This window comes from Streptomyces sp. GESEQ-4, from assembly GCF_017948455.1.
Lineage (GTDB): Bacteria > Actinomycetota > Actinomycetes > Streptomycetales > Streptomycetaceae > Streptomyces.
Genome location: NZ_JAFFSU010000004.1, coordinates 33740 through 60248 on the forward strand (window position 1 = coordinate 33740; position 26509 = coordinate 60248).

At 69.8% G+C, this 26509-nt stretch carries 24 protein-coding genes and 2 tRNA genes; 16 read left to right on the plus strand and 10 right to left on the minus strand.

From position 1 onward, the window contains the following. Positions 1 to 44 precede the first annotated feature (44 nt). From KCH48_RS10290 to KCH48_RS10305, 4 genes are all read left to right on the plus strand, one after another. Complete coding sequence (locus KCH48_RS10290) at positions 45 to 3002, plus strand: UPF0182 family protein (protein WP_246885136.1); 2958 nt, start codon at positions 45 to 47, stop codon at positions 3000 to 3002. A 41-nt stretch (positions 3003 to 3043) separates the two neighbouring features. Then, positions 3044 to 3117, plus strand: a tRNA-Met gene (locus tag KCH48_RS10295). 208 nt (positions 3118 to 3325) lie between these two features. After that, positions 3326 to 5239: a tetratricopeptide repeat protein gene (locus tag KCH48_RS10300; RefSeq protein ID WP_210572321.1), complete on the plus strand. Its 1914-nt coding sequence runs from the start codon at positions 3326 to 3328 to the stop codon at positions 5237 to 5239. Positions 5240 to 5599: 360 nt separating this feature from the next. Then, a tRNA-Met gene (locus KCH48_RS10305) sits at positions 5600 to 5673 on the plus strand. A gap of 51 nt (positions 5674 to 5724) precedes the next feature. Here KCH48_RS10305 and KCH48_RS10310 read toward each other — a convergent pair. From KCH48_RS10310 to KCH48_RS10325, 4 genes are all read right to left on the minus strand, one after another. Beyond that, entirely contained in the window at positions 5725 to 6885 is a 1161-nt protein-coding gene (locus tag KCH48_RS10310; RefSeq protein ID WP_210572322.1) for an ABC transporter substrate-binding protein, read from the minus strand. Continuing rightward, complete coding sequence (locus KCH48_RS10315) at positions 6882 to 7742, minus strand: ABC transporter permease (RefSeq protein ID WP_210572323.1); 861 nt, start codon at positions 7740 to 7742, stop codon at positions 6882 to 6884. Before KCH48_RS10315 ends, KCH48_RS10310 begins: the two co-directional genes overlap by 4 nt. Then, complete coding sequence (locus KCH48_RS10320; protein ID WP_210572324.1) at positions 7739 to 8506, minus strand: ABC transporter ATP-binding protein; 768 nt, start codon at positions 8504 to 8506, stop codon at positions 7739 to 7741. Before KCH48_RS10320 ends, KCH48_RS10315 begins: the two co-directional genes overlap by 4 nt. Before the next feature lie 164 nt (positions 8507 to 8670). After that, positions 8671 to 9087: a Fur family transcriptional regulator gene (locus KCH48_RS10325; protein ID WP_210572326.1), complete on the minus strand. Its 417-nt coding sequence runs from the start codon at positions 9085 to 9087 to the stop codon at positions 8671 to 8673. 113 nt (positions 9088 to 9200) lie between these two features. Here KCH48_RS10325 and KCH48_RS10330 point away from each other — a divergent pair, with 113 nt between their 5' ends. Next, positions 9201 to 10670, plus strand: a complete 1470-nt coding sequence (locus KCH48_RS10330; protein WP_246885138.1) for a catalase — start codon at positions 9201 to 9203, stop codon at positions 10668 to 10670. A 78-nt stretch (positions 10671 to 10748) separates the two neighbouring features. Here the strand turns inward: KCH48_RS10330 and KCH48_RS10335 are convergent, their stop codons facing one another. After that, positions 10749 to 11141, minus strand: coding sequence for a cyclic nucleotide-binding/CBS domain-containing protein (locus tag KCH48_RS10335; RefSeq protein ID WP_210572943.1), 393 nt, complete (start codon positions 11139 to 11141; stop codon positions 10749 to 10751). A gap of 142 nt (positions 11142 to 11283) precedes the next feature. Continuing rightward, a complete protein-coding gene (gene hisN, locus KCH48_RS10340; protein ID WP_210572330.1) occupies positions 11284 to 12084 on the minus strand; it encodes a histidinol-phosphatase in 801 nt (266 codons plus the stop codon). A 187-nt stretch (positions 12085 to 12271) separates the two neighbouring features. On the opposite strand from hisN, the gene KCH48_RS10345 reads away from it, so the two are divergent. Further along, positions 12272 to 12880, plus strand: coding sequence for a TetR/AcrR family transcriptional regulator (locus tag KCH48_RS10345; RefSeq protein WP_210572331.1), 609 nt, complete (start codon positions 12272 to 12274; stop codon positions 12878 to 12880). 7 nt (positions 12881 to 12887) lie between these two features. Here the strand turns inward: KCH48_RS10345 and KCH48_RS10350 are convergent, their stop codons facing one another. From KCH48_RS10350 to KCH48_RS10365, 4 genes are all read right to left on the minus strand, one after another. Then, a complete protein-coding gene (locus KCH48_RS10350; RefSeq protein ID WP_210572334.1) occupies positions 12888 to 13211 on the minus strand; it encodes a multidrug efflux SMR transporter in 324 nt (107 codons plus the stop codon). Between the two features lie 105 nt (positions 13212 to 13316). Next, complete coding sequence (gene rsgA / locus KCH48_RS10355; RefSeq protein ID WP_210572336.1) at positions 13317 to 14324, minus strand: ribosome small subunit-dependent GTPase A; 1008 nt, start codon at positions 14322 to 14324, stop codon at positions 13317 to 13319. 12 nt (positions 14325 to 14336) lie between these two features. Further along, positions 14337 to 15662: a 3-phosphoshikimate 1-carboxyvinyltransferase gene (aroA, locus tag KCH48_RS10360; RefSeq protein WP_210572337.1), complete on the minus strand. Its 1326-nt coding sequence runs from the start codon at positions 15660 to 15662 to the stop codon at positions 14337 to 14339. 113 nt (positions 15663 to 15775) lie between these two features. Next, complete coding sequence (locus KCH48_RS10365; RefSeq protein ID WP_210572338.1) at positions 15776 to 16489, minus strand: M50 family metallopeptidase; 714 nt, start codon at positions 16487 to 16489, stop codon at positions 15776 to 15778. A gap of 50 nt (positions 16490 to 16539) precedes the next feature. On the opposite strand from KCH48_RS10365, the gene KCH48_RS10370 reads away from it, so the two are divergent. The 10 genes from KCH48_RS10370 to KCH48_RS10415 all read left to right on the plus strand — a co-directional run bounded on the left by KCH48_RS10370 (position 16540) and on the right by KCH48_RS10415 (position 26507). Beyond that, on the plus strand, positions 16540 to 17355 hold the full coding sequence (locus KCH48_RS10370; protein ID WP_210572341.1) for an SOS response-associated peptidase: 816 nt from the start codon (positions 16540 to 16542) through the stop codon (positions 17353 to 17355). A 1-nt stretch (position 17356) separates the two neighbouring features. Further along, positions 17357 to 17986: an alpha/beta family hydrolase gene (locus tag KCH48_RS10375; RefSeq protein ID WP_210572343.1), complete on the plus strand. Its 630-nt coding sequence runs from the start codon at positions 17357 to 17359 to the stop codon at positions 17984 to 17986. A gap of 257 nt (positions 17987 to 18243) precedes the next feature. Then, entirely contained in the window at positions 18244 to 18927 is a 684-nt protein-coding gene (gene sigR / locus KCH48_RS10380; protein WP_210572345.1) for an RNA polymerase sigma factor SigR, read from the plus strand. Next, positions 18924 to 19226, plus strand: a complete 303-nt coding sequence (gene rsrA / locus KCH48_RS10385; RefSeq protein WP_210572346.1) for a mycothiol system anti-sigma-R factor — start codon at positions 18924 to 18926, stop codon at positions 19224 to 19226. The genes sigR and rsrA overlap by 4 nt, the downstream gene beginning before the upstream one ends. A 108-nt stretch (positions 19227 to 19334) precedes the next feature. Continuing rightward, on the plus strand, positions 19335 to 20633 hold the full coding sequence (locus tag KCH48_RS10390; protein WP_210572347.1) for an HD-GYP domain-containing protein: 1299 nt from the start codon (positions 19335 to 19337) through the stop codon (positions 20631 to 20633). Beyond that, positions 20630 to 21877: an HD-GYP domain-containing protein gene (locus tag KCH48_RS10395; RefSeq protein WP_210572348.1), complete on the plus strand. Its 1248-nt coding sequence runs from the start codon at positions 20630 to 20632 to the stop codon at positions 21875 to 21877. Before KCH48_RS10390 ends, KCH48_RS10395 begins: the two co-directional genes overlap by 4 nt. 113 nt (positions 21878 to 21990) lie before the next feature. Further along, positions 21991 to 22971: a hypothetical protein gene (locus tag KCH48_RS10400; protein WP_210572349.1), complete on the plus strand. Its 981-nt coding sequence runs from the start codon at positions 21991 to 21993 to the stop codon at positions 22969 to 22971. A 127-nt stretch (positions 22972 to 23098) separates the two neighbouring features. Then, a complete protein-coding gene (gene def, locus KCH48_RS10405) occupies positions 23099 to 23749 on the plus strand; it encodes a peptide deformylase (RefSeq protein ID WP_210572351.1) in 651 nt (216 codons plus the stop codon). Between the two features lie 299 nt (positions 23750 to 24048). Then, positions 24049 to 25134, plus strand: coding sequence for an epi-isozizaene synthase (cyc1, locus tag KCH48_RS10410; RefSeq protein ID WP_210572945.1), 1086 nt, complete (start codon positions 24049 to 24051; stop codon positions 25132 to 25134). Continuing rightward, complete coding sequence (locus KCH48_RS10415) at positions 25131 to 26507, plus strand: cytochrome P450 (protein ID WP_210572353.1); 1377 nt, start codon at positions 25131 to 25133, stop codon at positions 26505 to 26507. The genes cyc1 and KCH48_RS10415 overlap by 4 nt, the downstream gene beginning before the upstream one ends. Positions 26508 to 26509 lie beyond the last annotated feature (2 nt).

A 26509-nucleotide genomic window follows, 5' to 3' on the forward strand; every position in this document is an offset into this window, starting at 1 on the left:
ACAGACCAACAGCGACCTTCGAGGTGCACACCTTGGCTTTCCAGATGCCGGACCGCGGCGGAGGCCCGACGGGGCCACGGATCAGAGTGGGCCGCCCGTCCCGGCGGGTCCGGACCCTGCTCATGACACTGGGCGTCCTAGCCGTACTCGGCATGGCGTTCACCATGTTCGCGGGATTCTGGACCGACTGGCTCTGGTATCGGTCGGTGAACTACTCGTCCGTGTTCACGACCACGCTGTGGACCAAGATCGGGCTGTTCTTCGTCTTCGGTCTGCTGATGGCCCTCGCGGTCGGCTTCAACATCTGGCTGGCCCACCGGCTGCGCCCGCCGCTGAGCGCCATGTCGATGGAGCAGCAGAACCTCGACCGCTACCGCATGGGCATCGCGCCGTACAAGAAGTGGCTGCTGCTCGGCATCACTTCTCTGATCGGCCTGATCGCGGGCGCTTCGGCGTCGGGGCAGTGGCGGACCTGGCTGATGTGGGTCAACGGCGTGCCCTTCAACCAGAAGGACCCGCAGTTCCACCTCGACGTCGCCTTCTACGCCTTCGACCTGCCGTGGTACCGCTTCCTGCTCGGCTTCGGCTTCGCCACCGCGATCCTCTCCCTGATCGCCGCCGCGCTCACGCACTACCTCTACGGCGGGCTGCGCATCACCAGCCCGGGTGCGCGCGCCACCGCCGCGGCCACCAGCCATCTGTCGGTGCTCATCGGCACGTTCGTCGCCCTGAAGGCGGTCGCGTACTGGCTCGACCGGTACGGACTCGCGGTCAAGTCCAGCGACTTCAAGGCGACCGACAACTGGACCGGCCTCAGGTACGTCGACGCGAACGCCTATCTGCCCGCCAAGACGATCCTGTTCTGCATCGCCGTCATCTGCGCACTGCTGTTCTTCGCCACCCTGTGGCGGCGCACGTGGCAGCTGCCGCTGATCGGCTTCGGCCTGATGGTGCTGTCGGCGATCCTCATCGGCGGTCTGTACCCGGCGATCGTCCAGAAGTTCCAGGTCCAGCCCAACGAGCAGGCCAAGGAAGCGCCGTACGTCAACAAGAACCTCGAGGCGACGCGCCAGGCGTACGGCATCGACGACGCCAAGGTCACCGACTACAGCGGTGTGAGCAAGACCGAGGACAAGGCCACGCTGCGGGACGACGTCGACGCCACGGCGAGCATCCGCATCATGGACCCGAACGTCGTCTCGCCCACGTTCCAGCAGCTCCAACAGATCAGGAACTACTACTCGTTCCCGACCAACCTGGACGTCGACCGCTACAGCGAGAAGGGCAAGGACCAGGACACGGTCATCGGTCTGCGTGAGCTGAACCTCAACGGCATTCCGAAGAACAACTGGATCAACGACCACTTCCGCTACACCCACGGATACGGCGTGGTCGCGGCCAAGGGCACCCAGGTCGACGCCGAGGGCCGCCCGGTGTTCACGGAGTCAGACCTGCCCTCCAAGGGAGAGCTGGGGACGTATCAGCAGCGCGTCTACTACGGCGAGAAGACCAGCGAGTACTCGATCGTCGGCGGTCCCCAGAAGGAGATCGACTACTCCGACGACAGCGGCGAGAAGACGTACAGCTACAAGGCCAAGAGCGGCGTCAATCTCGCCAACCCGGTCAACCGGGCGGCGTACGCGGTCGCGTTCAGCGAGCCGCAGATCCTCTACTCCGGTGCGATCGGCGAGGGTTCGCGGATCCTGTACAACCGCACGCCCAAGGAGCGCGTCGAGGCGGTGGCCCCCTGGCTGACCATCGACGGCGACGCTTATCCGGCGGTGGTGAACGGCAAGATCCAGTGGATCGTCGACGCGTACACGACGACGAACGGCTATCCGTACGCGTCCCGTACGACCCTCGGTTCCTCGACGGCCGACTCGCTGACCGCGACCAACAACTCGCGCGCGGTGGTGGCCCAGCAGAACCAGGTCAACTACATCCGCAACTCGGTGAAGGCGACCGTCGACGCGTACACCGGCGAGGTCAAGCTCTATCAGTGGGACACCGAGGACCCGGTCCTGAAGACCTGGATGAAGGCGTTCCCGGGCACGGTGGAGTCCAAGAGCGACATCTCCAAGGACCTGATGGCCCATCTCCGGTACCCGCAGGACCTGTTCAAGGTCCAGCGTGAGCTGCTGACCCGCTACCACGTGGAGGACGCGGACACGTTCCTCAGCGGCAGCGAGGTGTGGCAGGTGCCGGACGACCCGACCAACAAGTCGGGCAACGCGGTGCCGCCGTACTACCAGAGCCTGAAGATGCCCGATCAGCAGGCGCAGGCGTTCTCGCTGACGACGACGTTCACGCCCAACGGGCGGGACAACCTCAGCGCGTTCATGTCGGTCGACGCCGAGGCGGGCACCAGTGACTACGGCAAGATCAGACTCCTGAAACTGCCGACGAGTACGACCGTCAACGGACCCAAACAGGTCCAGAGCCAGTTCAACTCCGAACAGGACATCGCTGAGCAGATCAGGCTGCTGCAGGGCGGCGACTCCGAAGTGGAGTACGGCAACCTGCTGACGGTGCCACTGGACGGGGGACTGCTGTACGTCGAACCCGTCTACGTCCGTGGTGGTGGACTGAAGTACCCGCTCCTGCGCAAGGTGTTGGTGACCTACGGCGGCAACACCGCCTTCGAGGACACCCTCGACGAGGCCCTCAACAAGGTCTTCGGAGCGGACGGCGAGACGACGGAGCCGCCGCCACCGCCACCGGAGGACGGCGATACGCCACCGCCGACGTCCACCAACCCGACGGTCCAAGAGGCGCTGAACGACGCCCAGAAGGCCTTCGACGCCGGCCAGGAAGCCCTGAAGAAGGGCGACTGGGAGGCGTACGGCCGGGCGCAGGACGACCTCCAAGAGGCGCTCCAGCGGGCCGAGGACGCGCAGGCGAAGGCCGGTGACACCGGTGGCGGGAACGGCGGCGCCAGCCCCAGTCCCAGCGCCACTCCGAGCGGCAGTCCCAGTCCCAGCAGGAGCCCGGACAGCAGTTGATCGAGACCGTCCCGCGCCGTGATACGGTTGCCGAACAACGGCGCGGGGTGGAGCAGCTCGGTAGCTCGCTGGGCTCATAACCCAGAGGTCGCAGGTTCAAATCCTGTCCCCGCTACTGATATCGAAGGCCCGGATCCTGAAAAGGATCCGGGCCTTCGGTGTATCTGCGAACGCATGTGCCGACCTGCGGGACGGCCGTGCCGCCGTGGGGAGTTGAGCGGTGTGTGTTTGACTTGTCGTTCTGTGGGCATGTCGACAAAACGCTGAAGTGACCTCAATGGCTGCGGTATACCAGGTGTACCCAGGTTGCAGGTGGTGCGACGATGGACGTTATGGGGGACAAGGCGACTCTGTTGGAGACAGGGCGGTTTGGGGAGCCTGCCGGCGTTTCGCAGTCGACGGGCGATATGTCCGTGCCCGAATTCCCGTCACCCATGGCCTCATCTGCGACCGATCTTGAGCGTCGAGTGAACGAATTCGTCCAGTCCGCGGACCGGGACGAAACCGGTGACGCCGCCGAGGAGGCCCGGCAGCGGCTCGCCGCCGAAGCCGGTGACGTCGAGGCGATGAGTGTCCTCGGGGCCCTGCTGCTGCGCCGCGGTGATCTCGACGGAGCCGAATCCCATCTGCGCGCCGCCACCGCGGCCGGTGACCGGGCCGCCGCCAACAACCTGGGTGTCCTGCTGCACCAGCGCGGGTACGCCGACGAGGCCGCCGGCTGGTGGCGCATCGCCGCCGTCGCCGGTTCCGCCGCCGCCGCGCATGCGCTGGGCCGTCACCACCGGGAGCGCGGCGACGAGCCCGCCGCCGAGTACTGGCTGCGTCAGTCCGCCGAGCAGGGGCACGCCCTCGGCGCGTACGCGCTCGCCGATCTGCTGGAGCACCGGGGCGACGACGCGGCCGGCGCGTGGATGCGGGCCGCTGCCGAGCGGGGGCACCGGGAGGCGGCGTACCGGCTGGCGCGGGCGATCGACCGCAAGGCCGCGCAGGAGGGCGAGACCGGGACCGACGACGGTGCCGGCGCTTCGCTCGTGGGCGAGGCCGAGCAGTGGTACCGGCAGGCCGCCGCGCGCGGGCACCGGCGGGCCGCGCTGCACCTCGGGGCGATCCTGGAGAAGCGCGGGCAGTTGAAGGAGGCCGGGCGCTGGTACCTGACGTCCGCCAAGGACGGCGAGGCGCGGGCCGCCTGCGCGCTCGGGTTCCTGCTGCGCGACGCGGGCGACTCCGAGAGCGCCGCCGTGTGGTGGCTGCGGGCCGCCCAGGATGGCGACGGCAACGCGGCGAACGCGCTGGGCGCGCTGCATGCCGAGCGCGGGGAGACCCAGACCGCCGAGCGGTGGTACCGGGCCGCGATGGACGCCGGTGACGTGAATGGCGCGTACAACCTCGGGCTGCTCTGCGCCGAGCAGGGGCGGACCGCACAGGCCGAGCAGTGGTACCGGCGTGCGGCGTACGCCGGGCACCGGGAGGCGGCGAACGCGCTGGCGATCCTGCTGCTCCAGGGCGGCGACACGGGCGGTGCCGAGCCGTGGTTCTCCAAGGCCGCGGAGGCCGGGAGCGTGGATGCCGCGTTCAACCTCGGGATCCTGTACGCCGGGCGGGGTGAGGACGAGGTCGCGCTGCGGTGCTACGAGCGTGCCGCCGCCGCCGGGCATACGGAGGCGGCGCTTCAGGTCGGGATCGCGCGCTTGCGTGAGGGCGATGAGCGGGCGGCCGAACGGCATCTGCGGTGTGCGGCGGGGGGCGGGAGTGCCGAGGCCGCGTATCGGCTGGCGACCGTGCTGGACGCGCGGCGGCCGCCTGAGCCCGCGCATGAGCTCGGGGAGCCGGTGCGGGAGCGGAGCGAGTGCGAGGAGTGGTACGAGCGGGCGGCGTCGCAAGGGCATCGGCGGGCGCAGGTGCGGGTCGGGATGCTCGCCGCCGCGCGGGGTGATGTCGTGGAGGCGGCTCGGTGGTATCGGGAGGCTGCGGAGGCCGGGTCCCGGAACGGGGCGTTCAATCTTGGGCTGCTGTTGGCTCGGGAGGGGAGTGAGCCTGAAGCTGCCGTGTGGTGGACTCGGGCCGCTGACGCGGGGCATGGGCGGGCGGCGTTGCGGCTTGCCCTGGTCTACGCGCGTCGTGGGGAGCTGGCTGAGGGGCAGCGGTGGGCTGATCGTGCGGTGACGCTGGGGCCGGCGGAGGTTTCGGAGCGGGCGGGGCGGTTGCGGGACGCTCTGCGGGAGGAACTGTCAGCGTGACGCTGCGCCTGTGCTGGAGCCGGTTTGCCGGTTGACCGGGTCGGGGGCTGGGGTGGGGTGGGTCGCGCAGCCCGGCGCGGTGGCTGAGGCGGGGTGGGTCGCGCAGCCCGGCGCTGACGGGGTGCCGCCTGCGCCCACCCGTGCCGCCCCAGGCGGCACGACTGCCCGCAGCTTGGCGGGGCGGCGGTCTGCCGCCTGCAGGGTGGGCGCCGCCCCCGCGGCACGCATGCCCGCAGCTTGGCGGGACGGCCCGTAGCCTGCTGGGTGGGCGCCGCCCCGGGGCACGACTGCCCGCAGCTGAGCTGACCGTAAAGCGATTTGCCTCTGTCCGCGTCCTTGACGTAATGTTCCATTCATCGACGCGGGGTGGAGCAGCTCGGTAGCTCGCTGGGCTCATAACCCAGAGGTCGCAGGTTCAAATCCTGTCCCCGCTACTGAAGGCCTGGGGCCCGGATCCTGAAGAGGATCCGGGCCCCAGGTGTGTGTCAGGGGTGGCGGTGGCCCACTGCCTCCTCGTAGAGGGTTCGGTTGACCGTCTGGGATTCCGGTAGGGGGTCGCCCTCCGCCACGCCCTGGGCGGCGTACGCGGACTGGAGGCGGTCCGTCGTGCCGGCGCGGATCTCCCAGTCCATGCGGAGGGACGGGGTCGCCTGGAGGATCTCCTTGTCGGTCTTCAGGAGATTCGCCAGGTATGTGACGAAGCTCGCATTCTTCTTGTAGTCGGACGCGAAGTACGAGTTCACCGTGCGGACGTACGCCCGGATGAGGGCCACGCCCGCGTCCACGTCGTCGTTCAGGAGGCTCGGGCCGTACAGCAGGCCACCGAGGGGCTCGCCGGGGGGCTGGCCGCCCAGGAAGGCGTATCCCGGTTTGCCGTCGACCTTGCGCCAGACCGGGTCGAGGAGCCAGGCGGAGTCGACGCCGCCGTTCTGGAGGGCGGTGAGGACGTCGGCGGAGCCGAGCTGCTGGTACTGGATCTTGTCGAGGCCGCCGCCGTGCTGCTCCAGGGCCTGTTCCATCGGGTACGCGATCACGGAGCCCTTGCCGATCATCGTGCCCAGCTTGCGGCCGGCCATGGCCACCCGGTCCGCGCTCTCGCCCTCCTTCAGGCGGACCCACAGGCCGCTCTTCGACGTGGGGTCGGGTGAGAAGTTCCCGGCGACCCACTTGATGTCGAAGCCGCCCCGCAGCCCGTTCATCACCGCCGCTTCCGGTGCCGCCCAGAGCGCGTCGATCTCGCCCTTGGCCAGCAACGGCAGCGCGTCGGGCGTGGGCAGCACCTTCAGGGTGACGTCCAGGCCCTCCCGCTTGAACTCGCCCTTGTCGAGGGCGACTTGCAGCGGCGCCACATACTCCGCGCTCAGCGTCCCCGTCGCGATCGTCAGCTTCCGTGTCTCGGACAGCCGCCGCGGGGCAGGCGCTCCCGGCTCACAGCGCGCCGGTTGTCGCTTCGGGGACATGTCGGCGGGATCGGTCCACGACGTCTCCCCGCAGCCCTGCACCGGGCGGATCGTGCGTGAGGCCTCGTCCGCCTGAGGTTCCGAGCGGGACGACGGCGACGCCGAGCAGCCCGCCGACGCCAGCAGCCCGACGACGACGACTGCGACACCGTACGAACGAAGCGAACGAAACAGACGAATCCTCATGACTGGCCCCGTCCCCTGTCCCGTGGTGCCCACGGTGTGAGCAATCGGCCGACGACACGCACCAGTTCGGAGAAGAGCACGCCCAGGACGGCCACGCAGACGATGCCGACGAACATGACGTCGTTCTGGAAGAGCGCGCGGGAGTCGAAGATGAGGTGGCCGAGGCCGTTCGTCGCGGCGATCTGTTCCGAGGCGACGATGACGAGGACCGCCACGCCCGCCGCGATCCGGGCGCCGACCAGGACCGCGGGGAGGGAGGCGGGCAGCAGGACGTGCCGGAACATCTGCCAGGGCGAGGCGCCGAAGACCTGGCCCGCGTCGCGGTGGCCGGAGGGGACCGACATGACCGCGGACATCGTCGAGATCCAGACGAAGAAGAAGACCGTCGCCGCCACCAGGGCCACCTGCGGGCCCTCGCCCAGGCCGAACATGTTCAGGAAGATCGGCAGCAGGGCCAGTTTCGGTACGACGTACAGGGCGTCCAGAAGCGGCTCCAGCGCCGCCCGTACGAGCGACAGGGAGCCCATCAGCAGGCCCAGGGCGTAGCCGGCCGCCGTGCCGACCGCGTAGCCCGCCAGGACGCGTTTCAGGGTCGCCCACACGTCCGGCCAGAGGTCGCCGGCCGCGGCCCGGTCCCAGCCGTCGGCGAGGATCGTGGACGGGGCCGGGTAGACGCGGTCGTCGATCCAGGCCTGGGTGGCGGCCAGTTGCCAGAGCAGGATCAGCAGGAGGGGGACGGCGACCGCCAGGGACAGTTCCAGGGCGCGTCGGCGGCGGTGGGTGCGTACGGGATGGAGTTCGTGCGGGCCCGGAGCGCGGACCAGGACCGATGCGCGGTCGGGAGCGATCGTCGTCATGCCGGCACCGCCTCCTTGCGCAACAGGTCCCACAACTCGGTCTTGAGGGTCGTGAATTCGGGGGTGGAGCGGATGTCGCCGGTGCGCGGGCGCGGGAACGGGGGATGGCGTTCGGCGATGAGCCGGCCCGGGCGGGCCGACATCACCAGGACGCGGTCGCCGAGGACGATCGCCTCCTCCAGGCTGTGGGTGATGAAGAGGGTCGTCGTCCGCAGCGACTGGGTGATGCCCAGGAGTTCGTCCTGGAGGATCATGCGGAGCTGGGCGTCGAGGGCGGCGAACGGCTCGTCCATGAGCAGGAGTTCGGGTTCCACCGCGAGCGCCCGGGCGATCGCCACGCGCTGGCGCATGCCTCCCGAGAGCGTGGCCGGGTAGGCGTCGGCGAAGTCGGCCAGGCCCATGCGGGTCAGCCAGGCGTCGGCGCGCGCGTTCGCCTCCCGGCGTGGGACGCGCTGGATGTCCAGGCCGAAGCGGACGTTGGCGCGGACGGTCTTCCAGTCGTAGATGCCGTAGTCCTGGAAGATCATGGCGGCCGGGCGGGGGCTGGCGGTACGGATCTCCAGGCGGCCGGTGCTCGGGCGGAGCAGGCCCGCTGCGATACGCAGCAGCGTGGACTTGCCGCAGCCCGAGGGGCCGACGAGGCAGACGAACTCGCCGGGGGCGACGGCCAGATCGAGGGGGCCGAGGGCGTGCACGGCCCCGGGGCCCCGGCCGAAGGTTCGGGTCAGATCACTGGCGCTGAGTTTCGGATACGGCTCTCCCACGGTGTCTCCTCGCGGAGTGCGGAACGGACTGGTGGGTGCCGCCGACGATATGACGACCCGTCAGATACGGGAAGAGTGCGGGTGCAGCGGAAAGCCCCGGCGCCTTGTCGGCGCCGGGGCTTGAAGTCGTATGTGCTTACGCGAATGTGCCTACGCGTATGTCCTTACGCCGTGGCGCAGTTCGGGCACACCCCGCGGTAGGTCACCTCGACGTCCGAGACGGTGAAGCCGAAGCGCTCCGTGTCGGGGAGGTCGGCCAGCGGGTTGCCGGTGGGGTGGACGTCCCGGATGGCGCCGCACTGGGCGCAGACCAGGTGGTGGTGCGGCTGGTGGGCGTTCGGGTCGTACCGCTTGGCGCGCTTGTCCGTTGCGACCTCGAGCACCTCGCCGAGGGTCACCAGCTCGCCCAGCGTGTTGTAGACGGTCGCCCGGGAGATCTCGGGCAGCTTGGCCACAGCCCGCGAGTGGACCTCGTCGGCCGTCAGGTGGACGTGTTCGCCGTCGAGGACCTCGGCCACGACGCGCCGCTGCGCGGTCATCCGCCATCCGCGTCCGCGCAGCCGTTCCAGAAGGTCGCTCATGCGCACAGCTTAACAGCTAAGGACCAGAATCCGAATGGGTGTGAGTTTGGAGCCTTGCTTGTTTTGGATTATGTCTAATGTAGGATTGGTTCGGAAGCAGTACGGGGGCAGAACTGACGCAGGAGGCGCACGTGACGCAGGGACCGCTCACCACGGAGGCCGGGGCACCGGTCGCCGACAACCAGAACAGCGAGACCGCGGGCGTCGGCGGCCCCGTGCTCGTCCAGGACCAGCTGCTGCTGGAGAAGCTGGCCCACTTCAACCGGGAGCGCATCCCGGAGCGCGTGGTGCACGCCCGCGGCGCCGGTGCCTACGGCACCTTCACGGTGACCGCCGACGTGACGCGGTACACGCGCGCCAAGTTCCTCTCCAAGGTCGGCAAGCAGACCGAGACCTTCCTGCGCTTCTCCACGGTCGCGGGCAACCTCGGTGCGGCCGACGCGGTGCGCGACCCGCGCGGCTGGGCGCTGAAGTTCTACACCGAGGAGGGCAATTACGACCTCGTCGGCAACAACACCCCGGTGTTCTTCATCAAGGACGCCATCAAGTTCCCGGACTTCATCCACACCCAGAAGCGCGACCCGTACACGGGCTCCCAGGAGGCGGACAACGTCTGGGACTTCTGGGGTCTCAGCCCCGAGTCGACCCACCAGGTGACCTGGCTCTTCGGCGACCGCGGCATCCCGGCGTCGTACCGCCACATGAACGGCTACGGCTCGCACACGTTCCAGTGGAACAACGAGGCGGGCGAGGTCTTCTGGGTCAAGTACCACTTCAAGACCGACCAGGGGATCAAGAACCTCACGCAGACCGAGGCGAACAGGCTCGCCGGTGAGGACCCCGACAGCCATCAGCGCGACCTGCGCGAGGCCATCGAGCGGGGCGAGTTCCCGACCTGGACCGTGCAGGTGCAGATCATGCCGGAGGCGGACGCGGCGACGTACCGCTTCAACCCGTTCGACCTCACCAAGGTGTGGCCGCACGAGGACTACCCGCCGATCGAGATCGGCAAGCTGGAGCTCAACCGCAACCCGGAGAACGTCTTCGCCGAGGTCGAGCAGTCCATCTTCAGCCCCGCGCACTTCGTGCCGGGCATCGGTCCGTCGCCCGACAAGATGCTCCAGGGGCGGCTGTTCGCGTACGGCGACGCCCACCGCTACCGCGTCGGCATCAACGCCGACCACCTGCCGGTGAACCGCCCGCACGCCACCGAGGCGCGCACCAACTCCCGTGACGGTTTCCTGTACGACGGCCGCCACAAGGGCGCGAAGAACTATGAGCCGAACAGCTTCGGTGGCCCGTTCCAGACGGACCGCCCGCTGTGGTCCGCCGCCGCCGTGAACGGCGGCACGGGCAACCACCCGGCCCCGGTGCACGCCGAGGACGACGACTTCGTGCAGGCCGGCAACCTCTACCGGCTGATGTCCGAGGACGAGAAGGAGCGTCTGATCGGCAACCTGGCGGGCTTCATCGCCAAGGTCTCGCGCCACGACATCGCCGAGCGCGCGATCGGCAACTTCCGTCAGGCGGACGGTGACTTCGGCAAGCGGCTGGAGGCCGCGGTCCAGGCCCTGCGCGGCTGACACACCCACCAGCACTGGATCGCTTGCCGAAGCGGGCCGGATTCCCCGGACAAGGGGTTCCGGCCCGTTCGCGTGGGCTCAGGCCGGTACCTGCTGCCGCAGGGGAGCCCAGCAGCGGATGATGTCGCGGACCGAGACGATGCCGACGGGCTCGTCGTGGTCGAGGACGATCAGGTGGCGGAAGCCACCGTGTGCCATGGCGTGAGCGGCCTCCTCCAGGGTCCAGGACGGAGCCGCGAACACGACGTCGGTGGTGGTGTGCGCGTGGGCGTACTCCGTGTCCGGGTCCTCGCCCAGGCCGACGGAGATCAGGATGTCGCGTTCGGTGAGGATGCCGATACCGCCGGCGTCGGGGTCGAGGACGACGGCCGCGCCCACCCGGCGGGTGGACATCAGCGCTGCGGCCTGGCGAAGGGTGTGGGTGGGGCCGATGGTGAGGACCACGGTGCTCATGGCGTCGCGGACGAGCATGGATGCAGCCACCTCCTGAGGGTCTCCGCCCCTTGATCATCGTCTCCGCTTGTTCAACGCTTCACAAATTCACAAGGGGTGGGACCTTCAGAGTGACAGGCAAAGAGACGGTCAACAAGGGGGCGCGTGGAGCTCGTGGAGCTCAGTAGCGCTGGTTGAGATACCCCAGGAACTCCTCGTGCAACAGACCGTTCGACGCGGCCGCGTTTCCGCTGTGCGGGCCCGGGCGGCCGTCGAGGCCGGTGAAGGAGCCGCCCGCCTCCGTCACGATGATCGCGTTCGCGGCCATGTCCCACAGGGACAGCTCGGGCTCGGCGCAGATGTCGACAGCGCCCTCGGCGACCAGCATGTACGGCCAGAAGTCGCCGTACGCGCGCGTGCGCCACACCTCGCGGGTCAGGTCCAGGAAGCCGCCCAGGCGGCCCTGGTCCTCCCAGCCGGTGAGCGAGGAGTACGCGAAGGAGGCGTCGGACAGCTTCGAGACGCGGGAGACGCGCAGCCGGGAGGCCGAGGAGAGGCTGCGGCCGGTGAAGGCGCCGTGCCCCTTCGCGGCCCACCAGCGGCGGCCCAGCGCGGGGGCGGAGACAAGGCCGACGACAGGCTCGTAGCCGCCTTCGCTCGCCTCCGTCAGCGAGATGAGCGTGGCCCAGACGGGGACGCCGCGTACGTAGCTCTTGGTGCCGTCGATCGGGTCGACGACCCAGCGCCGGGGGCCGGTGCCCTCGATGCCGTACTCCTCGCCGAGGATCGCGTCCCGGGGGCGGGCGCGCTGCAGCTGGCCGCGGATGAGTTCCTCGGTGGCCTTGTCCGCCTCGCTCACCGGAGTCATGTCCGGCTTCGTCTCCACCTTCAGGTCGAGGGCCTTGAAGCGGGCCATGGTCGTCGCGTCGGCGGCGTCCGCGAGGACGTGGGCGAAGCGGAGATCGTCATGGTAGTCGGCCATGCTTGAACCGTATCTTTCGCGGTCACGGCCGGGCTACAGCGGGATGTGGGGGATCGGTGTGCACGGTGCCCGACCGCCCGGATGGCCTACGACAGGCGTCGCGCGCCCCCTTGTCCCCTCGCGAACCCTTGACAGTGCGCCCGTGCGCGTCAAATCTGGGCGCAGAGTCGGTCGGGCTCGGGAGGCGATGATGCCTGCAGCGCGGGAATCCCTACTGGACGCCGCATACACGGCGCTGGCGCGGCGGCCGTGGGCCGCGGTGCGGATGGTGGATGTGGCCGCGGCGGCCGGGGTGTCCCGGCAGACGCTCTACAACGAGTTCGGGAGCAAGGAAGGGCTCGCCAGGGCTCTCGTCCGCAGAGAGGCCGACGCCTATCTCGCCGGCGTCGAGCGGGCCCTAGCCACCAACCACGACGCCCGCGACCGGCTCACCGCCACCGCCGAGTGGACCGCGTCGGCGGCCCGGGAGAACGCGCTCGTACAGGCCATGCTCACCGGCTGCTGGAGCGAGCGGCTGCCCTCGCCGACGCTCTCGGCCGTGCCGTCCACCTCGGCGGTGCCGGCCCAGCGGCGGGCGGACGGACCGCTGCCCTCACCCGGTGACTTCGTGGCCCTGGTCCGTGACCGCGCCGTCGCGGTGCTGGCCGGACCCGGCACCCACAAGTCGGAAGCCGCCGAACTGGCCCGCTCCTGCGAACTGGTCGTCCGGCTGGCGCTGTCCTGCGTGGCGGCCCCGCCCGGCGAGGGAGGCGTCGCGGATCTCGTACGGGGCGCGCTGCACCGGCAGTTGGTGTGATCCGGGGTCAGTGGGCCGAGCCCGACAGCTGGAGCCCGATGACGCCCACGATCACCAGGCTGATCGAGACGAGCTTCAGCGTCGACACGATGTCGCCGAGGAAGACCATGCCGTAGATGGCGGTGCCCGCCGCGCCGATGCCCGTCCACACCGCGTAGGCGGGGCCCACGTCGAGCTTCTTCAGGGACAGCGTCAGCAGGCCGAAGCTGCCGAGCGCGAAGATGCAGAACGCGACGGTCGGCCACAGCCTGGTGAAGCCGTGCGACAGCTTCAGGCAGACGGCGAAACCGGTTTCGAGGAGCCCTGCCACAACCACCAGCAGCCACGCCATGTCTTGTCCTCCCGTGTGTACACGTCGACTGCTTCGTCTGGCTTGGATCGGACTCGGTGCGATTATGCACTTACCGACCTTGCGTGCAGACAAACAACGCGAAGGTCAGTCGCCTTCCTTCCGTTCCCTCGTGGACAGCAATCGGCGCAGGGAGTAGAGCCGTGCCGGGTCCGCGTGTCCCTCGGCCACCCACGCGTCCAGCGCGCAGTCGGGCTCGTCGTGACTGCACGCGCGCGGGCAGCCCTCGGTGCCCGGCTCCAGGTCGGGGAAGGCCTTGATGACCCGGGACGGATCGACGTGGTGCAGCCCGAAGGACCGCAGGCCCGGGGTGTCGATGACCCAGCCGCCGGCCAGCAGCGGCAGCGCGAGCGCCGATGTCGTCGTGTGCCGGCCGCGGCCGGTCACCGCGTTCACATGTCCGGTGGTGCGTCGGCGGTCCTTCGGCACCAGGGCATTGACCAGCGTGGTCTTGCCGACGCCGGAGTGGCCCACGAACGCCGTGATCTTGCCGTCGAGTTGCTCGAGCACCCGGTCCGCCGCGGTGCCGTCCTCCAACTCCCCGCGGCTGGTGACCACGTGCGGGATGTCGAGGGCGCCGTACAGCTCAAGGATCTTGTCGGGCGGGGCGAGGTCCGACTTCGTGAGCACGAGCAGCGGTTCCAGGCCGCCGTCGAACGCCGCCACCAGGCAGCGGTCGACGAGGCGGGGGCGCGGTTCGGGGTCGGCGAGCGCGGTGACGATGGCGAGTTGATCGGCGTTGGCGACGACCACGCGCTCGTACGGGTCGTCGTCATCAGCGGTGCGGCGCAGGACCGAGGTGCGCGGGCTGATGCGGACGATGCGGGCGAGGGTGTCCTTCTGGCCGGAGAGGTCGCCGACGAGGTGCACCCGGTCGCCGACCACCGCGGCCTTGCGGCCCAGTTCGCGGGCCTTCATCGCCAGGACGATCCGGTCGTCGACGAGGCACGTCAGACGGCCGCGGTCGACGGTGAGGACCATCCCCTCGGCCGCGTCCGCGTGCTTGGGGCGGATGTTCGTACGCGGCCGGTTGCCCTTGCGGTTCGGGCGGCTGCGGATGTCGTCCTCGTCGGTGTGCTTGCCGTAGCGACGCATGGCGTGTGTCCCCTACGCCCCGTCGCTCCCGAGCATCCCGGTCCACAGGTCGGGGAAGTCCGGCAGCGTCTTCGCCGTCGTCGCCACGTTCTCGATCTGCACGCCCTCCACCGCGAGGCCGATGATCGCGCCGGCGGTGGCCATGCGGTGGTCCTCGTACGTGTGGAAGATGCCGCCGTGCAGCGCGCGCGGGCGGATGTGCAGCCCGTCGGCGGTCTCCGTCACATCGCCGCCGAGTTCGTTGATCTCCTTGGTCAGCGCGGCCAGCCGGTCCGTCTCGTGCAGCCGCAGATGCGCCACGCCGCGCAGCGTGGAGGGGGAGTCGGCGAGGGCGGCCACGGCCGCGATGCCGGGGGTGAGTTCGCCCACGTCGCTCAGGTCGACATCGATGCCGTGGATCGCGCCGGACCCGGTGAACTGCAGGCCGTACTCGGTCAGTTGGCAGGAACCGCCCATCTCGGTGAAGATCTCCCGCAGCCGGTCACCGGGTTGGGTGGTCCGCGTCGGCCAGTCCGGGACGAGCACCTTGCCGCCGGTCACCAGCGCCGCCGCCAGGAACGGCTGGGCGTTGGACAGATCCGGCTCCACCGTCAGGTCCCGGCCGAGCAGCGCACCCGGCGTGACCCGCCAGACGTTCGGCTCGCCGCCCGACTCCGGGGTGTCCACCTGGGCGCCGACGCTGCGCAGCATGTCGACGGTCATCCGGATGTGGGGCAGCGAGGGCAGCGTCGCGCCGATGTGGCGGACCTCCACACCCTGGTTGAAGCGCGGGCCGGAGAGCAGCAGCGCGCTCACGAACTGGGACGACGTGGACGCGTCGACCTCCACCGGGCCGCCGTCCAGCGCGCCGCCGCCGTGCACGGTCAGCGGCAGCGTGCCGCGGCCGTCGTCGTCGATCCGGGCGCCGAGGACGCGCAGGGCGTCGATCACGCCGCTCAGGGGGCGCTCGTACGACCTCGGGTCGCCGTCGAAGTGGATCTCGCCGTCGGCGAGGGCGGCGACGGGAGGCAGGAAGCGCATGACGGTGCCGGCGTTGCCGACGTCGATGGTGGCGGGGCCGCGGAGCCCTGCGGGGAGCACGCGCCAGGTCTCGCCCGTTCCGTTGGGGCCTACGCCCTCCTCGATGCCGACGCCCATCGCGCGTAGGGCGTCGGCCATCAGCAGGGTGTCGCGGGAGCGGAGGGGGCGGCGGAGCCAGCCGGGCTCGGAGGCGAGGGCAGACAGCACGAGGGCGCGGTTGGTGACCGACTTCGACCCGGGCACGTGGACCGTCGCGTCGACAGCTCCGGTCGCATGTGGGGCGGGCCAGAGGGAGGTGTCTGCGGGGTTAGCGGTCATGCGGCCCACTTTAGTAGTGGGTCGTCGTTCGGGTGCGGCGCCGTGGGGGCTGGTCGCGCCCACGCGGCGGAGCCGCAAATCGATACAGCCCCGCGCCCCTTTCAGGGGCGTCTTCACACCGCCAGCAGCCAACGTCCCCCACCTATCAGTGAGCACAGCGATACGGCATGGAACAGGAACAGCCACATCCCCGCCGGCACATGCGTCAACCTCGACAGTTGATCCGCGTCCGAGTCCCCCGCCCCTCCCCGTGCTCGCTTCGCCTGCAGCTCGAATGCCGGACGGACGCCGCCTAGCAGCAGGAACCACACCACCGCATACGCGAACGCCGCCTGTACCTGGGGACCTGCCAGCCAGGAGACCAGGACGAACGTGCCGCCGGTGAGGACGACCGTCACGGCGCCGTAGGCGTTGCGGATCATGACCAGCATGGCCAGGAGGAGGGCCGTGGCCAGCCACAGCAGAAGCGTGATGCGGCCGGCGCCGAGCAGGGCGGCGCCGCCGAGGCCGAGGAGTGGGGGCGCGGTGTAGCCGGAGGCGGCGGTGAGGATCATGCCGAGGCCGTACGGCTTGCCGCGGCTGACCGTGAGGCCGCTGGTGTCGGAGTGCAGGCGTATGCCGGTGAGCTGCCGGCCGGTGAGCAGCGCGACCAGGCCGTGGCCGCCTTCGTGGGCGATGGTGATGGCGTTGCGGGCGAGGCGCCACAGGCCGTGTGGGACGACCACCGCGACCGCGGCGACGAGGGTCGCGATCACCACCCACACGTCCGGGTCGGTCTGGGTGCCGATCAGTTCGTCCCACAGAGAGGTCGCTGTACTGCTGTCCATGTGTCCGGGGTGCTCCCTCTGTTCATACGGAGTCTGGCAGTGTGGCACGTATGTGCGGACGGTATGCATCGAGTCGTAGGCCCGAGGATCTCGCAGGAATCTTTGAGATCGAGAAGTGGGAGCCCGAGGAGACCCTGGAGCCCGACTACAACGTGGCCCCGACCAAAGAGGTCTACGCGGTCCTGGACCGTCCTGTGAAGGACGCCGACGAGAAGCGACCGGTTCGGCAGCTGCGCAAGCTCAAGTGGGGGCTCGTTCCCTCCTGGGCGAAGACCCCCGAGGGCGGTGCGCGGATGATCAACGCGCGGGCGGAGACGGTGCACGAGAAGCCGTCGTACCGCCGTGCCTTCGCCGCCCGCCGGTGCATCCTGCCCGCCGACGGCTACTACGAGTGGGTCACCGGCAAGCAGGAGCGGGACCTGGAGGAGGAGGGGAAGAAGAAACGGCCGCGCAAGCAGCCCTACTTCGTGCTCCCCGCCGACGGGTCCGTGTTCGCCATGGCCGGGCTGTACGAGTTCTGGCGGGACAAGACGCTGCCCGACGAGCATCCGCTGGCGTGGTGGGTGACCTGCTCGGTGATCACGACGGAGGCGGAGCAGACCCCGCTGGCGGTGGCGCCCGCCGACGGGCCGTACACACTGTCCGACATCCACCCCCGGATGCCGCTGATGCTGACACCCGACCGCTGGGACAGCTGGCTCGACCCGTCCCGCACCGACCCCGACGACCTGCGCGAGCTGCTCGCCCCGCCGCCCCCCGGACTGATGCGCGCCTACCCGGTCACCACCGCGGTCAGCAACGTCCGCAACAACGGGCCGGACTTGCTGAAGGAGCTGGAAGGGCCCGAAGAGGGCACACTCTTCTAGCGTGACGACCGAGATCATCAGCACCGACGCGGGGGACGCCCGCATCACCTGGCACCGGGCGAGGAAGCCGCGGCTTGTGCTGGCGGTGAGCCACGGCGCGGGCGGCGGCATCGAGGCGCGGGACCTTCGGGCGATCGCCGCCGAGCTGCCGGGGCACGGCGTGAGCGTCGCCCTGGTGGAGCAGCCCTGGCGGGTGGCCGGTAAGAAGCTGGCGCCGGCGCCGAAGACCCTGGACGTGGGGTGGCGGGGCATCTGGCCCGCGGTCGCCGGGTCCGGGCTGCCCGTGATCTCGGGCGGACGCAGCGCCGGGGCCCGCGTCGCCTGCCGTACGGCCGTGGAGCTGGGAGCCGCCGGCGCCCTCGCCCTCAGCTTCCCGCTCCACCCGCCGGGCAAGCCAGAGAAGTCGCGCGCCGACGAACTGCTCGGCGCCGGGGTGCCCACTCTCGTCGTCCAGGGCGGCAACGACCCGTTCGGGAGGCCCGAGGAATTCCCGAAGGGCACTTATGAACTGGTCGAGGTGCCGTACGGCGACCATGGCTTCGCCGTGCCCAAGCGGGCGGAGATCGAGCCGGACGAGGTCGTGGCGATCATCACCGACGCGGTGGTGAAGTGGGCCGGGTCACTGGGGTAAAGACCCGGGAATGTTGGGCCGCGGACCGCTGTTGAGCGGGACAGAAGTGCTGAGAGACCAGCACCGACGTCGTGGGAGAGGAAGTCCGCCGCATGGGTTCGACCGCATGCCCGAGCCGCAGCAGCCGCACTGACCTGGACTGGACGGTGCTGCACGCGGCCAAGACCACCCCGATTCGAGGGGCGGCGGGGTCGGGTCGTCGTCTATCCTCCGAGTCTGGTGACACCGGTATCGGTGCTGCCCGGAATCTTGAGGAGGTGGGTCCGGTCACTGGGATCGACGCAGGGACCGACAACGGCCAGGCGGAGCGGCCCGAGGGCCAGGGCATGGGCGCGGAGTCCACCACGGAGCGCAACGTGCGCTTCGAGCGGGACGCGCTCGAATTCCTCGACCAGATGTATTCGGCCGCGCTGCGCATGACGCGCAACCCGGCCGACGCCGAGGACCTGGTGCAGGAGACGTACGCGAAGGCGTACGCGTCCTTCCACCAGTTCCGCGAGGGCACCAACCTCAAGGCGTGGCTGTACCGGATCCTCACCAACACCTTCATCAACTCGTACCGCAAGAAGCAGCGTGAACCCCAGCGCTCCGCGGCCGAGGAGATCGAGGACTGGCAGCTCGCCCGTGCCGAGTCGCACATGTCGACGGGTCTGCGCTCCGCGGAGTCGCAGGCGCTCGACCATCTGCCCGACTCGGACGTGAAGGAAGCGTTGCAGGCGATCCCCGAAGAGTTCCGCATCGCCGTCTATCTCGCGGACGTAGAAGGCTTTGCGTACAAGGAGATCGCGGACATCATGGGGACACCCATCGGTACGGTGATGTCCCGGCTGCACCGGGGCCGCCGTCAACTGCGCGGCATGCTCGAGGACTACGCCCGTGAGCGCGGACTGGTCCCGGCCGGCGCCGGAGAGTCGAACGAAGCGAAAGGCTCGGGCTCATGAGCTGCGGAGAGCCGCACGAGACGGACTGCAGTGAAGTCCTGGACCATCTCTACGAGTTCCTCGACAGTGAGATGCCGGACGTCGATCGCGCCAAGTTCAAGCAGCACTTCAAGGAGTGCTCGCCGTGCCTGGAGAAGTACGGGCTCGAAGAGGCCGTGAAGAAGCTCGTCAAGCGGTGCTGCGGTCACGACGACGTACCCACCGACCTGCGCTCCAAGGTCCTGGGGCGGATCGACCTGATCCGCTCCGGGCAGGCAGTCCCGGACCATGACGTGACGGCGACCCCGCAGGAATCCTGAACGGCCTGTCGTCACTCGAACGTGCTAACCGCGGGTCATCGACCCGCGGCCGTCCCACCCGCCGCCCTAGGCTCCTGAGCCGGTACGGGCACGGTCGGGAGGGACGTCATGGAGGCGATACCAGCGCGGGCACGCGCGTATGTCGCCTGCGTAGCCCTCGGTGCGCTGCTCTGCCTCCTCCCGCTGCCGTTCCTGCACACGCCCTGGTGGGCGGTCGCGCTGCTCGCCGCGCTCTACGCCGGATGCGAGCAGATCACCCGGTGGCGGGCCCTCGGCACCTTCTATCCCGTCCTGCTGGCCGGAGCCTTTCTGCTGCCGCCGCCCGCCGCCGCGCTGGTCGCGGTGCCCGGAGCGCTGCTGTCCCCTGTAGCGGGCCGGCCCCGGACGCCGCGGCGGATCTGGCGGGCGGCCGAACTCGTCGTCGCCGTCTGGGCGGCGGCCCGCGTCCACTGGGCACTGGGCGGCCGGGACGCGGTCGTGGCATCCGACTTCCCGTACGCGCTGCTGCCCGCCCTGGCCGCGGTGCTCGCGTTCTGCCTGGTGCTCAGCGTGCTGGACGGCGGGATCCTGGCCTTCGCCGAGCGCGTGCCGGTACGGCGGGCCTGGCGCGGTCTGTTCCTACGTTCCCTTGCGCCGATCGGCGTCCACGGCCTCGTCGGGCTGATGATGGCCGTCCTGTGGCGCAGCCCGTACGGGCCGTTCGCCGCGCTGCTCGTGCTGCTGCCGATGTGCGTCTCGGCCTGGGTGTTCGCGCAGTACCACCGGGAGCGGGCGGCGCATCAGGCGACCATCCGGGCGCTGGTGCAGGCCGTCGACATCAAGGACGGGTACACGCGCGGGCACAGCGAGCGGGTCGGGCACGCGTCGACGATGATCGCGCGCGAGCTGGGCATGGACGACGAACGCGTCGAAGTCCTGCGGTTCGCCGGAATCCTGCACGACGTCGGGAAGTTGGGCGTGCCGACGCGGCTGCTGCGCAAGGACGGACCGTTGACTCCCGAGGAGCGGCGGGTCATCGAGCTGCATCCGGAGTACGGGCACGAGATGGTGCGCGGGATCGCCTTCCTCGGCGAGGCGCGGGCGGCGGTGCTGCACCATCACGAGCGGCTGGACGGGAGCGGCTATCCGTACGGGCTGGTGGGCACCCAGATCCCGGAGTGCGCGCGGGTGGTGGCCGTCGCCGACGCCTTCGACGCGATGACGTCCACGCGGTCCTACCGGCGGGCCAGGCCGGTCGCGGTCGCGCTGGAGGAGCTGCGGCGGTGCGCGGGAGCGCAGTTCGACCCCAGGATGGTCGAGGCGCTGGTCCGGGCACTCGCCCGACACGGCTGGCACCCGGCGGTCACCGCGGGCGAGGAACCGCGCGTCACTCCGCCCGCCGAGAGCCGCCTGGGAGCGCGGCGATGAGCGTCGCACGCCGGCGGCCGCTGGTGCCCCTCATCCACGCCTGCGCGCTCTGTCTCGCCGCCGCCTGTCTCGCCCACACCCTCTGGACCGGCCTCGACGACCGCTCCGTCGCCCTCGCCTTCGCCGTCCTGGTCGCCCTCGGTGAACTCGCCCGGTGGAGCGGGGCCGAGGCCAGGGAGTCCGCGCCGCTCGGGGCTGCGGGGGCGCTCGCGTACGCGCTGCTCGGGGAGGACGCGGGACGGGCCACCGAACACGGCGTCCCGCAGGTCGTCACCCTCGTGCTCGCCGCCTCGCTCGTCGGGAGCGTGCCGCACATCGCGCGGGGACAGGGGGCGACGGCCGATCATCTGGCCCGGCGCGTCCTGACCGTCGCCTTCGCCGCCTTCTGTTTCCAACCCCTGTACAACCAGGGCGCGTTCGGCAAGGGCGCGGGACCCGCGTACGCCCTGCTGCTCGTCGCGCTGCTCACGCTCACCGCGCTGTGCGACGCCGTCCTCGCCGCGGCCCTCGCGCACTCCCGCACCGGATGGCCCTTCGGACCGCTGCTGCGGGACGAGCTGCGGGGCCTGCTCGGGATCGGGTCGGCCGTGTGCGCGACCGGGGCGGTGATGGCGCTCGCGGTGGCCGTCGTCGGGCTGTGGGCGCTGCCCGTCTTCTCGCTGCCGCTGCTGCTCACCCAGCTCTCCTTCCGGCGCTACGCCGCCGTCCGCACCACCTACCGGCAGACCATCGCCTCCCTCGCCCGCGCCACCGAGATCGCCGGATACACCCCCGCGGGGCATGCCCGGCGGGTGGCCGCGCTCAGCCGGGCGGTCGGGCGCGACATGGGGCTGTCCGGGCCCGACCTCACCGTCCTGGAGTACGCGGCACTCATGCACGACATCGGTCAGCTCAGCCTCGTCGACCCCGTCCCGGCCGGCGCCACCGCCGCGCTCCCGCCGTCCGAGCAGCGGCGGATCGCGCTGCTCGGCGGGGCCGTCGTACGGCAGACCGGGGTGAGCCCCCAGGTCGCCACGGTCGTGGAACGGCAGGCCGACCCCTGCCGGGAGCAGCCTGTGGCCGCACGGATCGTACGGGCGGTCAACGCCTACGAGGAGAAGGCCCGGGACGCCGGTCCCGGCGGGCCGCTGCGGGCCCTGGAGGAGCTGCGGCTCGCGACCGCCGGGGACTACGCGCCCGAGGTGGTCGAGTCGCTGGCCCGTGTGCTGGCCAAGGACTGTCTGACCCTGCCCGGGGCTGGGTAACCCATGGGTAATGAGCGCCCCTCCAGCCGTACGTGGTTTGATGCGCAGGAGAGGGTGTCCGGGGGCGCGAAAGGCACAGCCAGCCCACTCCACGGAACTGGCAGGCGGGAATCGTGAGGATCTTCGGCAAGGGACGGCACCGGCCCTCCGCCTCCTGGCGGCAGGCCACCGACCGTGCGTTCACGCTGATCGGGGACGGTCGGTACGAGGACGCGGGCGCGCTGCTGACACGGGCCGCCGATCTGGAGCCCTGGCTTTCCGAGTCCTGGTTCAACCTGGCCCTGCTGCACAAATTCCGGCACGACTGGGAGCAGGCGCGGGCCGCGGGTCTCAGGGCCGTCGCGCTGCTGGACCGGGAGACCGGCGCACCTGACTGGTGGAACGTCGGCATCGCCGCCACCGCGCTCCAGGACTGGCCGCTGGCCCGCCGTGCCTGGCAGGCCTACGGGCTGCGGGTGCCGGGCGGTCCCAGCGTGTCCGGGGAGCCCGTCGGGATGGACCTGGGCAGTGCGGCCGTACGGCTGTCGCCGGAGGGCGAGGCCGAGGTCGTGTGGGGGCGGCGGCTCGATCCCGCGCGGATCGAGGTGCTGTCCATTCCCCTGCCGTCTTCGGGGCGGCGCTGGGGTGAGGTCGTGCTGCACGACGGGGTTCCGCATGGGGAGCGGACCATCGCCGCGGGGCACGCGTATCCCGTGTTCGACGAGATCGAGCTGTGGGCGCCGTCGCCCGTGCCGACCTGGGTGGTTCTGCTGGAGGCGGCCAGCGAGGCCGACCGGGACGCGTTGGAGCAGTTGGCTGCGGACGCGGGGTTCGCTGCGGAGGACTGGTCGTCATCGGTGCGGTTGCTGTGCCGGATGTGCTCGGAGTCGCGGATGCCGTCGGATGAAGGTGACGGGGAGCATCTGGATCCGCATGATCACAGTGAGCCGGGGCATCCTGGGCCGCTGGGGCATCGGACGGATGGGCAGTTGTGGGTGCCGGAGCGGGAGTGCGGGGTGGCTGCGCCGGCTTCGCTGGTTCGGGGGCTGTTGGATGGATGGGTTGCCGACAGTCCGGATTCTCGGGACTGGCGGGATTTGGAAGAGGTCTGCTGAGGACCGAGGCCGACTGCGGGTCCGTTGTGGCTGGTCGCGCAGTTCCCCGCGCCCCTAAAGGGGCGCTGCCCGTACCCTGTATCCGCATCACACCCTCTTTTCTTGTGCAGGAAGGCATACGTCGGTCATGGCCCAGCAGGACACCGAGCAGCAGCACGCGGGCGTGCTTCCCGTGGATGACGAGGGGTTTGTCGTCGACAGCGAGGACGCGGAGGAGCGCGAGAGCGCCTGGCGTGAGCGTGGCAGCTCGCGGCCGATCACCGTCGTCGGGAATCCGGTGCTGCACAAGGAGTGCAGGGATGTCACCGACTTCGGCGAGGAGCTCCAGCAGCTGGTCGCGGACATGTTCGCCTCGCAGCACACCGCCGAGGGCGTGGGCCTGGCCGCCAACCAGATCGGCGTCGATCTGAAGGTCTTCGTCTACGACTGCCAGGATGACCAGGGCGTCCGGCACGTGGGCGTGGTCTGCAACCCGAAGCTGGTCGACCTGCCCGCCGAGAAGCGCCGGCTGGACGACAGCAACGAGGGCTGTCTGTCGGTGCCGACGGCCTACGCACCGCTCGCCCGGCCCGACTACGCCGAGGTGACCGGTCAGGACGAGCAGGGCAACCCGATCAAGGTGCGCGGCACCGGCTACTTCGCCCGGTGTTTGCAGCACGAGACGGACCATCTGTACGGGTACCTCTACATCGACCGGCTCTCCAAGCGCGAACGCAAGGACGCGCTGCGGCAGATGGCCGAGAACGAGCCCCGCTACCCCGTGGTCGCGAACGACTGAAGTCGGCCGGGGGCAACTGGAGCCCCACAACTCCCTTGCGTACGGCGCCTGTTCAGGATCCCCTTCCTGACCAGGCGCCGTTCGCATGTCCGTCGCACATTCGATCGTATGCGTGCAGCCGGTGGCCCATATTCAGTCACACAAGGGGACGTTCTCGGCGTCGTGGGGTAGTGAATGAAGCAAATGCGTTCCCAGATCGGTCAGTTGTGGTGCTGAATGGAAGTGCGGGGATACGCAACGGCGCACGCCCGGCACGGCGGGAGGGGTGTGTGCAACTGGCGGCTGAGAGGGGTTTGTTCGTGCATGCTTTCTCGCACAGCACCACATCGACACCGACGGCGGTCGCGGTCCCACCATCACTCTCTCTACCGGTGATCGAGGCAGCGTTTCCCAGGCAACTCCATCCGTATTGGCCCAGGCTCCAGGAGAAGACCCGCACCTGGCTACTGGAAAAAAGGCTCATGCCGGCGGACAAGGTGGAGGAATATGCCGACGGCTTGTGCTACACGGACCTCATGGCGGGCTACTACATTGGCGCCCCCGAGGACGTCCTCCAGGCGATTGCGGACTACAGCGCGTGGTTCTTCGTCTGGGACGACCGGCACGACCGCGACATCGTGCACGGCCGGCCCGCCGCCTGGCGGCGGCTGAGGTTCCGGTTGCATACGGCCCTCGATTCCCCCGAGGACCATCTGCACCACGAGGATCCCCTGATCGCGGGGTTCGCGGACAGCATGGTGCGGTTGTACTCGTTCCTGCCCGGAACCTGGAACGCGCGATTCGCCCGGCACTTCCACGCGGTGATCGAGGCGTACGACCGGGAATTCCACAACCGTACCGAGGGAGTCGTCCCGACGGTCGAGGAATATCTCGCACTGCGCCGCCTCACTTTCGCGCACTGGATCTGGACGGATCTGCTGGAACCGAGCGCGGGACAGGAACTGCCGGACACCGTGCGGAAGCACCCGGTATACCGTCGGGCGGCCCTGCTGAGCCAGGAATTCGCCGCCTGGTACAACGACCTCTGTTCGTTGCCCAAGGAAATCGCGGGCGATGAGGTCCACAATCTCGGAATCAGTCTCATCAAGCATGAGGGGATGACGCTGGAAGCGGCGATCGGGGAAGTGCGGCGACGCGTCGAGGGCTGCGTCTCCGAATTCCTGGCCGTCGAAAAGAAGGCCCTGCGTTTCGCCGACGGGCTCGACGACGGAACGGTGCGGGGAAAGGAATTGAGCGCCGCCGTGCGGGCCTGCGTCTGCAATATGCGGAACTGGTTCAGCACGGTCTATTGGTTCCACCACGAGTCCGGCCGCTACCGGGTCGACTCCTGGGACGACCGGTCCACGCCCCCGTACGTCGACAACGAAGCGGCAGGTGAGAAATGACCGTCGAGTCCGTGAAGCCCGAAGCCCCGGAGCATGAGGCATCGGAGCTGCGTGAGCCGCCCCTGGCGGGCGGTGGGGTCCCTGGTCTCGGCCATGGCCTCAAACTGGTCCGCGACCCGCTGGCATTCATGGCCAGGCTGCGCGAGCACGGCGACGTCGTCCGGCTGAAGCTCGGCCCGAAGACGGTGTACGCCGTCACCACCCCGGCGCTCACCGGAGCGCTGGCCCTGAGCCCCGACTTCAAGATCGACGGCCCGCTGTGGGAGTCGCTCGAAGGCCTGCTCGGCAAGGAGGGCGTGGCCACCGCGAACGGCCCCCGGCACCGGCGTCAGCGCCGCACCATCCAGCCCGCCTTCCGGCTCGACGCCATCCCGGCGTACGGGCCGATCATGGAGGAGGAGGCGCATGGGTTGACCGAGCGCTGGCAGCCCGGCGAGACCATCGACTGCACCTCCGAGTCCTTCCGGATCGCGGTGCGGATCGCCGCCCGCTGTCTGTTGCGCGGCGATTACATGGACGAGCGGGCGGAGCGGCTGTGTGTCGCGCTCGCCACCGTGTTCCGTGGTATGTACCGGAGGATGGTCGTCCCGCTCGGACCGCTCTACCGGCTGCCTCTGCCGCCCAACCGCAAATTCAACCGGGCGCTGGCCGATTTGCATCTCCTGGTCGACGAGATCGTCGCCGAACGCCGGGCATCTGGTCAAAGGCCGGACGATTTGCTGACGGCGTTGCTGGAGGCGAAGGACGACAATGGCGACCCCATCGGGGAACAGGAGATCCACGACCAGGTCGTCGCGATACTCACCCCCGGCAGCGAAACAGTGGCGTCCACGATCATGTGGCTGCTGCACATGCTCGCGGAACAACCCGAACACGCGGACAAGGTGAAGGCGGAGGTCGAATCCGTGACCGGCGGCCGGCCCGTCGCATTCGACGACGTCCGTAAGCTCAGGCACACCAACAATGTCGTCGTCGAAGCCATGCGTTTGCGCCCGGCCGTATGGATATTGACGCGCCGGGCGGTGACCGACACGGAACTCGGTGGCTACCGCATTCCGGCCGGGGCCGACATCGTGTACAGCCCGTACGCGATCCAGCGCGATCCGCTCTCGTATGGGCACAACCTGGAGTTCGACCCGGACCGCTGGCTGCCCGAGCGGGTCAAGGACGTGCCGAAGTACGCCATGAGCCCCTTCAGCGTCGGCAACCGCAAGTGCCCCAGTGACCACTTCTCGATGGCCCAGCTGACGCTGATCACGGCGGCACTGGCCACCAAGTACCGCTTCGAGCAAGTGCGGGGCTCCGACGACGGCACGCGGGTGGGCATCACGCTGCGCCCGCAGCGACTGCTGCTGAGGCCCGTGGCGAGGTGATG

Coding starts and splice junctions, on each gene's coding strand:
- KCH48_RS10290 (WP_246885136.1), top strand. CDS start 45: ATGCCGGACCGCGGCGGAGGCCCGACGGGGCCACGGATCAGAGTGGGC.
- KCH48_RS10300 (WP_210572321.1), top strand. CDS start 3,326: ATGGACGTTATGGGGGACAAGGCGACTCTGTTGGAGACAGGGCGGTTT.
- KCH48_RS10310 (WP_210572322.1), bottom strand. CDS start 6,885: ATGAGGATTCGTCTGTTTCGTTCGCTTCGTTCGTACGGTGTCGCAGTC.
- KCH48_RS10315 (WP_210572323.1), bottom strand. CDS start 7,742: ATGACGACGATCGCTCCCGACCGCGCATCGGTCCTGGTCCGCGCTCCG.
- KCH48_RS10325 (WP_210572326.1), bottom strand. CDS start 9,087: ATGAGCGACCTTCTGGAACGGCTGCGCGGACGCGGATGGCGGATGACC.
- KCH48_RS10335 (WP_210572943.1), bottom strand. CDS start 11,141: ATGCTCGTCCGCGACGCCATGAGCACCGTGGTCCTCACCATCGGCCCC.
- hisN (WP_210572330.1), bottom strand. CDS start 12,084: ATGGCCGACTACCATGACGATCTCCGCTTCGCCCACGTCCTCGCGGAC.
- KCH48_RS10345 (WP_210572331.1), top strand. CDS start 12,272: ATGATGCCTGCAGCGCGGGAATCCCTACTGGACGCCGCATACACGGCG.
- KCH48_RS10350 (WP_210572334.1), bottom strand. CDS start 13,211: ATGGCGTGGCTGCTGGTGGTTGTGGCAGGGCTCCTCGAAACCGGTTTC.
- rsgA (WP_210572336.1), bottom strand. CDS start 14,324: ATGCGTCGCTACGGCAAGCACACCGACGAGGACGACATCCGCAGCCGC.
- aroA (WP_210572337.1), bottom strand. CDS start 15,662: ATGACCGCTAACCCCGCAGACACCTCCCTCTGGCCCGCCCCACATGCG.
- KCH48_RS10365 (WP_210572338.1), bottom strand. CDS start 16,489: ATGGACAGCAGTACAGCGACCTCTCTGTGGGACGAACTGATCGGCACC.
- KCH48_RS10370 (WP_210572341.1), top strand. CDS start 16,540: ATGTGCGGACGGTATGCATCGAGTCGTAGGCCCGAGGATCTCGCAGGA.
- rsrA (WP_210572346.1), top strand. CDS start 18,924: ATGAGCTGCGGAGAGCCGCACGAGACGGACTGCAGTGAAGTCCTGGAC.
- KCH48_RS10390 (WP_210572347.1), top strand. CDS start 19,335: ATGGAGGCGATACCAGCGCGGGCACGCGCGTATGTCGCCTGCGTAGCC.
- KCH48_RS10395 (WP_210572348.1), top strand. CDS start 20,630: ATGAGCGTCGCACGCCGGCGGCCGCTGGTGCCCCTCATCCACGCCTGC.
- def (WP_210572351.1), top strand. CDS start 23,099: ATGGCCCAGCAGGACACCGAGCAGCAGCACGCGGGCGTGCTTCCCGTG.
- KCH48_RS10415 (WP_210572353.1), top strand. CDS start 25,131: ATGACCGTCGAGTCCGTGAAGCCCGAAGCCCCGGAGCATGAGGCATCG.